The following is a 12,053-nucleotide window of genomic DNA, read 5'->3' on the forward strand; positions in this document are numbered from 1 at the left end:
CCTTATATCGTAGCGGCGTCATATGGTGCTTTTTTGCGGCATTCTACGGATTAAGCAGGTTGAGGGATAGCGCTCATATCTGGATTTTTCTCCCTGAAATACCGGCACGGCTGCCAGAGCGCCCTTGCCAACCCAAGGACAACACGCCTATAAAGGCCCATTACTCTTGTCTGGATTGCAGCAATGAAGACCCATTCTGATGAACTGACCTTGTTTGTGGCGGTGGTGGAGGCGGGTAGTTTTCGCCAGGCGGCGGAGAACCTCGGCATGGACAATTCGGTGGTGAGCCGCGGCATCAAGCGGCTCGAGGAGAAGCTCGCCACCGTGCTGCTCAATCGCACCACGAGGCGGGTCAGCCTGACCGAGGAGGGGGGCTGGTTCTATCAGCGGGCGGTGAAGATCCTGACCGAGATGAGCGAGGCGGAGGGGCTGCTGCTGATGCGCCGCGAGCAGCCGGAGGGGGTATTGCGGGTCGATGCCGCCACTCCTTTCATCCTGCACCGGCTGGTGCCCATCATCGGCGAGTTTCGCCGCCGTTATCCCGCCATCGAGCTGCAACTGCACAGCTCCGAGGGCTTTATCAACCTGATGGAGCGGCGGGTGGACATGGCCATCCGCATCGGCGAACTGACAGATTCTTCTCTGCGGGCGCTGCCGCTGGGCCGCTCGCGACTGCGGCTGCTGGCGTCCCCCGACTATTTGCGCGAGCACGGCACCCCGCGCCAGCCGGCGGATCTGCTGAGCGGGCACGAGCTGCTCGGCTTTTTGCACCCCGATCACCTCAACCACTGGCCGCTCTTGAGCCAGGAGCAGGGGGATCGCTTTCCCATCACCCCGACCCTGCGCGCCAGCAGCGGTGAAACCCTGCGCCAGCTGGCGCTGCGAGGGCAGGGGATCGTCTGTCTGTCGGATTTCATGACCGGGCCGGATCGGACGAGCGGGGCCCTGGTGGAGGTGCTGGCCCGCAGCAACAGCGGCGCCTCGCGCCCCATCAATGCGGTCTTCTACTCCGATGCCCAGCGCGACATCCGGCTGCGGGTCTGGCTCGATTTCCTCAAGGAGCAGCTGGGAAGCCATGCCCTGTGATCCCGCGGCTGGGTGAAGAGGGCAGGGGCTGCACCGGATAAGCAGACGGCCGCCTCAAGGGGCGGCCGTCTGCCGGGGAAGGTGGGGAGGGCTTAGCGGGGCAATCTGCCCCATACCCGGCTGAGCAGAGCGCCACCGATGGCAGGCGGCACGGCCAGCAACAGCGTCCCATACCAGGGGAGCTCAGCCAGGGTGGCGGCCAGGACGATGCAGGTGAGCACCAGCAACTGGGCAACCATCATCAGCAAGGTGCCTTCACGGGGGGTCAGCGCCGCCTTGTGGATGACACAGGTTTGGGCGGCGGGGGTGTGAGTGGTGGTCGGCTTCATGGCGATGTCCCTGGGTTGCGTCTGATATGACTCAACGATGACTAGCAATGGCCGTTCCAAATTTTTTCGTGTTACTTATCAATCGGTTGTGTATGTGCGTGCCATTCCCGTTTCGGGAGTGATGCAAAATCGTTCGCAAAATGAAAACGCCACCCCAGGGTGGCGTCTTGTCTGACCGACGGCGGTTCAACCGATCCGGTATTGGCGGATCTGCTCATCTATCGCCTTGGCCAGTTCGAACAGCTCGCGACTGGCGGCATTGCTCTCCTCTGCATGTTCGCGCTGGTGCTCGGCCACCATGGCCAGCTCGTCCAGCGCCGCTCTGGCTTGTCCCATCTGCTGATCCTGCGCCTGGGCCAGCGCGCTGATCTCGTTTATCTCGAGGGCGGTCTGCTTGATCTGGCGGCTGGCATCCATCAATACCGCCCTGGCCTGATGCATGCGGTCATGGCTCTCTTCACTCAGGGTGCGGGAGTCAGCCATGGAGCCGCTGGCCTGGCGGGTACCCTCCTGCAAGCGCAGGATGAGATCCTGCACATCCTTGGTGGCGGTCTGGGTGCGCACTGCCAGCTGGCGCACCTCGTCGGCCACCACGGCAAAGCCGCGCCCCATCTCGCCCGCCCGCGCCGCCTCGATGGCGGCATTGAGCGCCAGCAGGTTGGTCTGGTTCGAGACGTCACGGATGAGGTTCATGATCTGGGTGATGTTGTTGCTGTCCTTGACCACCTCTTCGAGCAGGGCGGAGGAGCTGCCGATGCTGCTGCGCAGGGTGTCGAGCTGCTGGGCGCTCTGACTGACGTCCCGCTCGATGGCGAGCATGTGGTCGGCGATGCGGTGGGTCACCTCATTGACCCCTTCCGAACGACCGGCAATCTGCTCGGCATTGTCACCGATGAGGGCGACCACATTGCTCAGCTCCTGGATGCTCTGGGCCTGCTGGCAGGCCTCTCCTGCCAGGGCCTGAGCCTGATGCAGGGATTGGGAGGACTGGGCCGAGAGGGCGCTGCCTGACTGCTGGAAGCGGGAGAAACTCTGGTTCAGGCTCTGGATCAAGCGGTTGAAGCTCTGCGCCATCTGGCCCAGCTCCGACTGATCCGAGAAGTCGAGGCGGGTCGCCAGATCCCGATCGGCGGTGATGTGGTGCATGCCGTCGGCAGCCTGGCGAATGGGGCGGCTGATGGAGTGGGCGAGCCAGGCGGAGGCCAGCATGGCGAGCCCGCCGATAGCCAGCGACACCATGATGATAAGCCGGCGGGATTCGCTGCGTCCCTCCTCCAGTTCGGCTGCATTGATCTCGCCTATCAGCAGGCGATTGAGTGCCGGAATGTAGCGCACGGCGATCAGATAGGTCTCTTTCCCAAGCGTGAGGGCCTGGACCGCGACCTGTTCTCTGGCTGCCGGGATCAGCGCCCTGACGGTGTCGAGGAAGGCGCTCTGATGGTGGGCAGCCTCTTTGAGCTCCTGCTCTGGGTGGATCTCGATATGACCCTCCATGTCGGCCAGATAGACCTGCCCGCTCTTGCCTATCCGGTAGCTGCTGATGAGTTTGCGCAGTGCGCTCATGTCGATGGAGGTACCGGCCACCGCCAGAGTCTTGCCCCCTGCCGTGACGGCGGTATTGATATAGAGGGAGGCGCGCTTGTCAAAGTCGGAGATGTCGAGGTTCAGCTCGTAGGGCTTGCCCCGTTTCAGAAAGCCGTAAAACCACTCGTCTTTGGGGTCCGATGCGCTCAGTCTCTTCTGGGCCGTGGTGCCGTTGCTGAAGTTGAGCAGGGTGGCGCTCTGGCGCGGCGCGATAAACACATTGCCCCCGATGCGTTGCTGCAGTGCCAGAAAGTAGCGCTCCATGACCGGCCACTGCTCGGCGGGCATCTCCTGGCTCAACCAGTCGATGACAAAGCTGTTGCCGGCCAGTGCCTCGGCTTCGGTCAGGTGCTGGGTCAGTTCGGCGGTCAGCTGGTTGGCGATGCGCTCCACGCTGCTTGGCAATTCATAGCGTTCCACCCGCTGCTGTGCCTGGTCGTGGGAGATCTGCTCCAGGATCAGGGTGATGCAGCTGATGGCAATGATCATCAGGATGGCTACTCCGAGCAGGATCCGGCTGCGGATCCCGAGCCCCGACCAGAGTGATTGCAATCTAACAAGGTGTATCGCCCGCTCCATAACGCTCTCCTGTATTAAATAAGGTCGCATATGCGACCCAAGAGATGATTATAGATAGATAGCTCAATTGAGAATGGCTGACATGAAATCGTCATCAAGGCAGGGGCGGCTGGCAGGGGGCCGGCAGGCCATAAAACAAAAGGCCGACATTGCTGTCGGCCCCTTCAGTTTTTATTTCAAGGATATCGGTTGCCCGATCACTCCTCTTCGGCCCAGCGGCGTGAACGCTCGACTGCCTTCTTCCAGCCGTTGTAGCGTTTGGCGCGATCGTCGCGGTCCATCTGCGGGATGAACTCACGGTCCACGCTGAACTTGTCTTCCAGCTCTTCCGAGCTCTTCCAGAAGCCGACGGCAAGGCCGGCCAGGAAGGCGGCGCCCATGGCGGTGGTCTCGATCCGGGTCGGACGCACCACAGGGGTGTGCATCATGTCGGCCTGGAACTGCATCAGGAAGTCGTTGGCTACCGCGCCACCGTCCACCTTGAGGGCCGCCAGCTTGATGCCGGAGTCCTGCTGCATGGCATCCAGCACATCGCGGCTCTGGTAGGCGATGGATTCCAGCGCGGCACGGATGATGTGGTTGCGGTTGGCACCGCGGGTCAGGCCGACCATGGTGCCGCGAGCATACGGATCCCAGTAGGGGGCGCCCAGACCAACGAAGGCCGGTACCAGGTAGACGCCGTTGGTGTCGCCCACCTTGGAGGCGAAGTAGTCGGTGTCGCGGGCATCGTGAATGATCTTGAGCTCGTCGCGCAGCCACTGGATGGTGGCGCCGCCCATGAATACCGCACCCTCGAGGGCATAATTCACTTCCCCTTTCGGGCCGATGGCGACCGTGGTCAGCAGACCGTTGCTGGAGCGAACCGGCTCGGTGCCGGTGTTCATCAGCATGAAGCAGCCGGTGCCATAGGTGTTCTTGGCCATCCCTTTCTCGAAGCAGAGCTGGCCGAACAGGGCAGACTGCTGGTCACCGGCGATACCGGCGATAGGGATACGGGAGCCGCCGCCACGGGTGGTGTAGCCATACACCTCGGAGGAGGGCTTCACTTCCGGCAGCATGGAGGCAGGGATGCCCAGCTCGTCCAGCATGCGCTGATCCCACTTCAGGTCGCGGATGTTGTAGAGCATGGTACGGGAGGCGTTGGTCGGGTCGGTGACGTGCACTTCACCGTTGGTCATCTTCCACACTAGCCAGGTGTCGATGGTGCCGAACAGCAGCTCGCCGTTCATGGCCTTCTCGCGGGCCCCTTCGACGTTGTCGAGGATCCACTTCACCTTGGTGCCGGAGAAGTAGGCATCCAGCACCAGACCGGTGTTTTCACGCACGTACTCTTCCAGGCCACGGGCCTTGAGCTCTTCACAGATGGCCGCGGTACGGCGGCACTGCCAGACGATGGCGTTGTAGATGGGTTTGCCGGTGGCCTTTTCCCATACCACTGTGGTTTCACGCTGGTTGGTGATGCCGATAGCGGCGATCTCTTCGCTGCGCAGGCCAGTCTTGGCCAGCACTTCGGTGAAAACGGAGGACTGGGTCGCCCAGATCTCCATCGGGTCGTGCTCTACCCAGCCCGCTTTCGGGTAGTGCTGGGTGAATTCGCGCTGGGAGGTACCGACTATGTTGGCGTCCTGGTCAAACACGATGGCGCGGGAGGAGGTGGTACCCTGGTCCAGAGCGACGACATATTTCTTTTCAGCAGACATGATGTTCTCCACGTTTTTATTTTCCACGTTTTTACACGTTGGGGAGGGCCGCTCTTAGGCGGCGGCCTCTTCTTTGGCGGTTTGGGCAGCTTGCTCGGTGGCGGCAACACGGTTGCCCGGCACACAGGGGGCCAACACTTTCACATAGAGGGCGGTACCAATCTGGGCGCCGACGATGGGGCCGAGGATGGGAACCCAGAAGTAGGGGTTGTCACGACCACCGGTCAGGGCCACGTCACCCCAGCCGGCCAGGAATGCGAACAGTTTGGGGCCAAAGTCACGAGCCGGGTTCATGGCAAAACCGGTTAACGGGCCAAGGGAGGCGCCGATCACCGCGATCAGGATACCGATCAGCAGGGCGGCGGCGAAGCCTTTGGGGGCGCCGTTGTTGTTGTCACCCAGTGCCATGATGCCCAGCATCAGCACGGCGGTGATCACCAGCTCGACGGTGAAGGCCTGCATGTTGGAGAGCAGGGCATTCGGGTAGGTAGAGAAGATGCCGGCGGTGCCGAGGCTCTCGACGCTGCCGCGCACCACGTTGTGGGTCACTTCCCACTGGCTGAAAAGGTTACCATAGAGGAAGTAGACCAGCGCCGCGAAGCAGAAGGCGCCAGCCACCTGGGCGATGATGTAGGGCACCACCTTGCGTTTGTCGAACCCGCAGAAGGTCATCAGCGCCAGGGTGACCGCAGGGTTGAGGTGGGCACCTGAGATGCCGCCGGTCACATAGATGGCGATGGCGACGCCCAGACCCCAGGTAATGGAGATTTCCCATTGCCCGAAGTTGGCACCGGCCAGCACCAGTGCGGCCACGCAACCGACGCCGAAGAAGATCAGCAGGCCGGTTCCGATAAACTCGGCGATGCACTCGCCAAGCAGGGTATTGGGTCTTTGTATGCTCATACCGTTATTCCTTATATCCACCCAGAGTAGGTTTGATGTTCCGTTTTGTTGTTTTTCATTCCCATTGTTGCGCCCGAAAACGTTTCTTCTTGTTTTTTGAGCTGACGCAAACGTTATGCTCGTTTGCGCTCGTTATCGGACGAGAGAGAAAATAAACCGAAATCGACCATTCACCACTCCCTCCCCGCAGGAAATGTGGACAAGATCCCACTCATTGCTAAGAAAATGTGACGGAAAGCAAGTTGATACCGTGGTTATACCACTTAGTGGGTATCCAAAAGCCTTGCTACACAAGGGATTGCGACTGATGAGTGATTACTCATCTGACACTTTCTTTTGTAATAAAACTGCAATATTTCCGACTGCATCACAGATTAAATGTTCACATATGAGCACAATAGGCTCGCTTTCGAATCGGGACTCCTCTGATTGGTCAGCATGGACAGGGCACCCTCAACCGCCCACAACAACAATAAGGAAGCAGAACATGCTTAGTCTCTTCAGGCCTGCACCACACATAGACAGGCTCCCGGCCGACAAGGTCGACCCCTTCTACAAACGCATGCGTTGGCAGGTGTTCTTCGGGATCTTCTTCGGTTATGCCGGTTACTACCTGGTACGGAAAAACTTCAGTCTGGCGATGCCTTATCTCATCGAGCAGGGCTTCTCCCGCGGTGATCTGGGCCTGGCCCTGTCCGGCGTCTCCATCGCCTACGGTCTCTCCAAGTTCCTGATGGGGAACGTGTCGGACCGCTCCAACGCCCGTTACTTCCTCTCCGCCGGTCTGCTGCTGTCGGCCGGTATCATGTTCATGATGGGGACCATGCACTGGGCCACCTCCAGCATCGCCATCATGTTCGTGCTGCTGTTCCTGAACGGCTGGGCACAGGGCATGGGCTGGCCGCCCTGCGGTCGCACCATGGTGCACTGGTGGTCGCAAAAAGAGCGGGGCGAAATCGTCTCGGTCTGGAACGTGGCCCACAACGTGGGTGGCGGCATGATAGGCCCGCTGTTCATTCTGGGGATGGGCTGGTTCAACGACTGGCGCAGTGCCTTCTACGTGCCGGCCGCCGCGGCTGCCGCCATCGCGGTGATCGCCTTCTTCGTGATGCGTGACACCCCGCAATCGGTCGGTCTGCCGCCCATCGAAGAGTTCAAGAACGACTATCCGAAGGATTACAACGAGAGCCACGAGCAGGAGTTTTCCGCCAAGGAAATCTTCATGAAGTACGTGCTGCACAACAAGCTGCTGTGGTACATCGCGATCGCCAACGCCTTCGTCTACCTCATTCGCTACGGTGTGCTGGACTGGGCGCCCACCTACCTGAAAGAGGCCAAGGACTTCAGCGTCGACAAGTCCTCCTGGGCGTACTTCCTCTATGAGTGGGCCGGTATTCCGGGCACCCTGCTGTGCGGCTGGATCTCCGACAAGATGTTCCAGGGCCGCCGCGCTCCGGCCGGTATCCTGTTCATGGTGCTGGTGACCCTTTCCGTGCTGGTTTACTGGTTCAACCCGGCCGGCAACCCGACCATCGACATGATGGCTCTGGTGGCCATCGGCTTCCTCATCTACGGTCCCGTCATGCTGATCGGCCTCTATGCCCTGGAGCTGGCGCCGAAGAAGGCGGCCGGTACCGCGGCGGGCTTCACTGGTCTGTTCGGTTACCTGGGTGGCGCGGTCGCGGCCAACGCCATGTTGGGTTACACCGTTGACCACTTCGGCTGGGACGGTGGCTTCATGGTGCTGACTGCCTCCTGCTTGCTCTCCATCGTGCTGCTGGCGATGACCCTCAAGCACGAGAACGAGTCGATTGCCGCCAAGGCTGCTGTTCATAAGGCATAAAACGTGATCCTGCCCTTATCGATTGGAAAAGGGATCAGGTAAACTGCCCAAGGCCCCGCATCTGCCGGGGCCTTTTTTCGTCTCATCATCGGAGTTCAAGCGTGAAGCAAACCCAACGACATCTGGAGATCCTGGACGTCCTGACGCGGCAGGGCTTTGTCTCGACCGAGGATCTGGTGACCCATTTTGACGTCAGCCCCCAGACCATTCGCCGGGATCTCAACGATCTTGCCGAACAGAACAAGATCCGGCGCCACCATGGCGGGGCCTCCCTGCATTCGAGTACCGTCAACACCGCCTACAGCGCCCGCAAGGTGATGCAGCTCAAGGAGAAAGAGCGCATCGCCCGGGAAGTGGCCGCCAACATCCCCGACGGTTCGTCGCTGTTCATCGACATCGGCACCACCACCGAAGCCATCGCCCGCGCCCTGCTCGATCACCGCGAGTTGCGCGTGGTCACCAACAACCTCAACGTGGCCAGCATCCTCACCGCCAAGGATGACTTCACCGTCATCATCGCCGGCGGCGAAATTCGCAATCGGGACGGTGGCATCGTGGGGGAGGCGACTCGCGACTTCATCGGCCAGTTTCGGATGGACTATGGCGTCATCGGCATCTCTGGCATCGACAGCGACGGCTCACTGCTCGATTTTGACTACCACGAGGTGAAGATCGCCCAGGCCATCATCGCCCACTCCCGTCAGGTGTTCCTGGCCGCCGACCACACCAAGTTTGGCCGCAACGCCATGGTCAACCTCGGCAACCTCAGCCAGATCCACGCCCTGTTCACCGATCAGGAGCCGCCGGAGAAGCTGATGCGGCTGATGTCCCAGCATCAGATCGAGTGTCACATCTGCTGAGTCGCCGTTAATCCGCTCCAGCATCAGGCCGCCATCGGGCGGCCGCTTCGTTTTCAGCCTCCCGCCTTTCTGCTCGCCCTCATCCCACTGCCGATACCGCGCTGATCTCTCCGAAAAGCGCGAACTCGCTCACAGCCTTGCCCCCGTTTTCCCCATGCCCTGCCGCTTTATCACCGCCCGGCAGCATTTTTAGCATTGCCAAAACAATCGCGATCACATTTTCTCCATAAAATGTTCGTTTATCATTTTTTCATGCTCTAATATGAGCGAAATCAAACATTGCGACGGTTTCGCAAGATCAAAATAAGAAAGTAGGTGAACATGAGCGAACATTATGATCTGGTCGTCGTCGGCGGCGGCATCAACGGGGTAGGCATTGCGGCTGATGCGGCAGGGCGGGGTCTGAAGGTTGCCCTGTTCGAGGCGCGCGATCTCGCCTCTGCCACCTCTTCCAACTCCAGCAAGCTGATCCACGGCGGTCTGCGCTATCTCGAACACTACGAATTCCGGCTGGTGAAAGAGGCGCTGGCGGAGCGGGAAGTGCTGCTCGGCATGGCCCCTCACATCGCTCGCCCCATGCGTTTTCGCCTGCCCCATCGCCCGCACCTGCGCCCGGCCTGGATGATCCGCGCTGGCCTCTTCCTCTATGACAACCTGGCCAAGCGCGACAAGCTCAAGGGCAGCTGCGGCGTGCGCTTCCTGCCACAGGATGGCCTCACCGCTGGTATCAGCAAGGGGTTCGAGTACTCGGACGCCTGGGTCGACGACGCCCGGCTGGTGGTGCTCAACGCCATGATGGCGCGCGACAAGGGCGCCGACGTGCAGACCCGCACCCGCTGCGTCAAGGCGGTGCGCGGCTCCAAACACTGGACCCTGACTCTGGAGCGGGAAGGGGGCGAGCAGTTCAATGTCACCTGCCGCGGCCTGGTCAATGCGGCCGGCCCCTGGGTGAAGACCTTCTATGACGAGAGCCTGCACGAGAAATCCCCGCGCGGCATTCGCCTCATCAAGGGCAGCCACATGATAGTGCCGCGCATCCATGAGCGCGAAGAGGCCTACATCCTGCAAAACGAGGACAACCGCATCGTCTTCGTCATCCCTTATCAGCAGGACTACTCGCTGATTGGCACCACTGACGTGGAGCACAAGGGCAGCCCGCGCGAAGCCAAGATCAGCGACGCCGAGATCAACTACCTGTGCAAGGTGGTCAACGCCCACTTCACCCGCCAGATCGCCCCCAAAGACGTGATCTGGACCTACGCCGGGGTGCGCCCCCTGTGCGACGACGAATCCGATTCACCGCAGGCGGTGACCCGTGACTACACGCTGGAGCTCAGTGGGGAATCCGACGGTGCGCCGCTCTTGTCGGTGTTCGGCGGCAAGCTCACCACCTACCGCAAGCTGGCCCAGGCTGCCTGCAACAAGCTCAAGCCCTGGTTCAGCCAGATGGGGGATGACTGGACCGCCAACAGCCGGTTGCCCGGTGGCGAGTTCGACTGCTCGGTGCGCGAACTGGCGCGCGCCTTTGCGCTGGAGTTCGACTGGCTCGATGATCGCAGCGCCCTGCGCATTGCCGAGGCCTATGGTGCCCATGCCCGCCTCTGGCTCAAGGAGCCCCGTGGTCAGCACTTTGGTGCCGGTCTGTACGAAGCCGAGGTGCGCTACCTTATCGAGCGGGAGTGGGCCTGCAGCCTGGAAGACATTCTGTGGCGCCGCAGCAAGCTGGGGCTGCGCCTCTCCGACGCCGAGCAGCAGCAACTGGCTGCCTGGCTGAGCGAACACCACCACGCCCTGCCAAAAGCGAGCTGAACCCCTGCGGGCGGCCTCGGCAGCCCGCCGTAAAACTGCAATAAACCTCTGTTATAACAATAACCTACATCCCATAAACAATAACAAAGAGCACCGCGCATGAAAAAACATACTCGCTCCCTGATTGCCCTTGGTCTGGGTGCTGCCCTGGCATTGCCCGCGCTGGCCGCCGATGAAGGCAAAATCGTGATCGCTCACCGGGGCGCCTCCGGCTACCTGCCCGAGCACACCCTGGAGTCCAAGGCATTGGCCTACGGCATGGGGGCCGACTATCTGGAGCAGGATCTGGTGATGACCAAGGATGACCAGCTGGTGGTGATGCACGATCACTTCCTCGATGGCATCACGGACGTGGCCGAGCGCTTCCCCGGCCGGGCTCGCCCGGATGGTCGCTACTATGTGGTGGATTTCACCCTGGACGAGGTGCGCTCCCTGCGCATGACCGAGCCGTTCCAGCTGGTGGACGGCAAGCAGGTGCCCGTCTATCCGGCCCGCTTCCCGCTGTGGAAGTCCAGCTTCAAGATCCACACCTTCCAGGAAGAGATCGAGATGATCCAGGGGCTCAACAAGAGCACCGGCAAGAACATCGGCATCTACCCGGAGATAAAAGCCCCCTGGCTGTTCCGCCACGAAGGCAAGGACATCTCCAAGGCGGTGCTCAAGGTGCTGAAGGAGTACGGCTACACCAGCAAGAACGACAAGGTCTATCTGCAGTGTTTCGATACCAACGAGCTCAAGCGCATCAACAGCGAGCTGATGCCTGCCATGGGGATGGATCTCAAGCTGGTGCAGCTGATGGCCGAGACCGACTGGAACGAGACCATGGTCTACGATGCCAAGGGCAAGGCGACCCCCTACAACTATGACTGGATGTTCAAGCCGGGCGCCATGAAGGAGATCGCCGCTTACGCCGAGGGGATCGGCCCCTGGAAGCCGATGATAGTGCCGGAGCCGGGTACCCTGGGCAAGCCGACCTTCACCGGCATGGTGAAAGAGGCCCATGCGGCCGGTCTCAAGGTGCATCCCTATACCTTCCGTCAGGATGAGGGCCAGATCCCGGCCTATGCGAAAGACTTCACCGATCTGCTGAACATCTTCCTCTATCAGGCCGATGTGGATGGCGTGTTCAGCGACTTCCCCGACAAGGCGGTCGAGGTGATCAAGACTCACGGCAAATAATAAAAGAAGAGCAACACGGGAATGCAAGCGGGGCCAGGTGCCCCGCTTTTTTATGTCTGCTGGCAAGGGAAATCAGTAAGGGTGTAACCATAAGTTTACGATTTTGGTGTTTTGAGCATGTGGCGAGCACTACTTTCTGGCCGAAAGGGTCTCTTTTGTGGTCATTTATCCATCTGTCAGC

Annotated in this window: 10 protein-coding genes; 5 read left to right on the forward strand and 5 right to left on the reverse strand. The window is 60.7% G+C overall.

Features of this window, described 5'->3' with window-relative positions; all coding sequences use genetic code 11:
• Positions 1-183 precede the first annotated feature (183 nt).
• A complete protein-coding gene (locus tag ACB033_RS03750; RefSeq protein WP_005299545.1) occupies positions 184-1,086 on the forward strand; it encodes a LysR substrate-binding domain-containing protein in 903 nt (300 codons plus the stop codon).
• Between the two features lie 92 nt (positions 1,087-1,178).
• On the opposite strand, the gene ACB033_RS03755 is transcribed toward ACB033_RS03750, so the two are convergent.
• The 4 genes from ACB033_RS03755 to ACB033_RS03770 all read right to left on the reverse strand — a co-directional run bounded on the left by ACB033_RS03755 (position 1,179) and on the right by ACB033_RS03770 (position 6,181).
• Positions 1,179-1,415 carry a hypothetical protein gene (locus ACB033_RS03755; RefSeq protein WP_117404065.1) on the reverse strand — a complete coding sequence of 79 codons (237 nt, stop codon included), beginning with the start codon at positions 1,413-1,415 and terminating at the stop codon, positions 1,179-1,181.
• A gap of 186 nt (positions 1,416-1,601) precedes the next feature.
• On the reverse strand, positions 1,602-3,578 hold the full coding sequence (locus ACB033_RS03760; RefSeq protein ID WP_139725640.1) for a methyl-accepting chemotaxis protein: 1,977 nt from the start codon (positions 3,576-3,578) through the stop codon (positions 1,602-1,604).
• Between the two features lie 197 nt (positions 3,579-3,775).
• Entirely contained in the window at positions 3,776-5,278 is a 1,503-nt protein-coding gene (gene glpK, locus ACB033_RS03765; protein WP_005299552.1) for a glycerol kinase GlpK, read from the reverse strand.
• A 54-nt stretch (positions 5,279-5,332) separates the two neighbouring features.
• Complete coding sequence (locus ACB033_RS03770; protein WP_005299554.1) at positions 5,333-6,181, reverse strand: MIP/aquaporin family protein; 849 nt, start codon at positions 6,179-6,181, stop codon at positions 5,333-5,335.
• A 487-nt stretch (positions 6,182-6,668) separates the two neighbouring features.
• Here ACB033_RS03770 and glpT point away from each other — a divergent pair, with 487 nt between their 5' ends.
• Positions 6,669-8,024 carry a glycerol-3-phosphate transporter gene (gene glpT, locus ACB033_RS03775; protein WP_371140337.1) on the forward strand — a complete coding sequence of 452 codons (1,356 nt, stop codon included), beginning with the start codon at positions 6,669-6,671 and terminating at the stop codon, positions 8,022-8,024.
• A gap of 101 nt (positions 8,025-8,125) precedes the next feature.
• A complete protein-coding gene (locus ACB033_RS03780) occupies positions 8,126-8,884 on the forward strand; it encodes a DeoR/GlpR family transcriptional regulator (RefSeq protein WP_005299558.1) in 759 nt (252 codons plus the stop codon).
• A 79-nt stretch (positions 8,885-8,963) separates the two neighbouring features.
• Here ACB033_RS03780 and ACB033_RS03785 read toward each other — a convergent pair whose 3' ends face one another.
• A complete protein-coding gene (locus tag ACB033_RS03785; RefSeq protein ID WP_201892144.1) occupies positions 8,964-9,101 on the reverse strand; it encodes a hypothetical protein in 138 nt (45 codons plus the stop codon).
• A 104-nt stretch (positions 9,102-9,205) separates the two neighbouring features.
• Here ACB033_RS03785 and glpD point away from each other — a divergent pair, with 104 nt between their 5' ends.
• Positions 9,206-10,693, forward strand: coding sequence for a glycerol-3-phosphate dehydrogenase (glpD, locus tag ACB033_RS03790; protein WP_017781731.1), 1,488 nt, complete (start codon positions 9,206-9,208; stop codon positions 10,691-10,693).
• 99 nt (positions 10,694-10,792) lie between these two features.
• Positions 10,793-11,872, forward strand: coding sequence for a glycerophosphodiester phosphodiesterase (glpQ, locus tag ACB033_RS03795; protein WP_019840494.1), 1,080 nt, complete (start codon positions 10,793-10,795; stop codon positions 11,870-11,872).
• Positions 11,873-12,053: the final 181 nt, after the last annotated feature.

Source organism: Aeromonas sp. S15(2024) (genome assembly GCF_041402265.1).
GTDB lineage: Bacteria > Pseudomonadota > Gammaproteobacteria > Enterobacterales > Aeromonadaceae > Aeromonas > Aeromonas dhakensis.

Excerpts from the sequence above, each read along its gene's own strand:
- ACB033_RS03750 (WP_005299545.1), top strand. The coding sequence starts at position 184 with ATGAAGACCCATTCTGATGAACTGACCTTGTTTGTGGCGGTGGTGGAG.
- ACB033_RS03755 (WP_117404065.1), bottom strand. The coding sequence starts at position 1,415 with ATGAAGCCGACCACCACTCACACCCCCGCCGCCCAAACCTGTGTCATC.
- ACB033_RS03760 (WP_139725640.1), bottom strand. The coding sequence starts at position 3,578 with ATGGAGCGGGCGATACACCTTGTTAGATTGCAATCACTCTGGTCGGGG.
- glpK (WP_005299552.1), bottom strand. The coding sequence starts at position 5,278 with ATGTCTGCTGAAAAGAAATATGTCGTCGCTCTGGACCAGGGTACCACC.
- ACB033_RS03770 (WP_005299554.1), bottom strand. The coding sequence starts at position 6,181 with ATGAGCATACAAAGACCCAATACCCTGCTTGGCGAGTGCATCGCCGAG.
- glpT (WP_371140337.1), top strand. The coding sequence starts at position 6,669 with ATGCTTAGTCTCTTCAGGCCTGCACCACACATAGACAGGCTCCCGGCC.
- glpD (WP_017781731.1), top strand. The coding sequence starts at position 9,206 with ATGAGCGAACATTATGATCTGGTCGTCGTCGGCGGCGGCATCAACGGG.
- glpQ (WP_019840494.1), top strand. The coding sequence starts at position 10,793 with ATGAAAAAACATACTCGCTCCCTGATTGCCCTTGGTCTGGGTGCTGCC.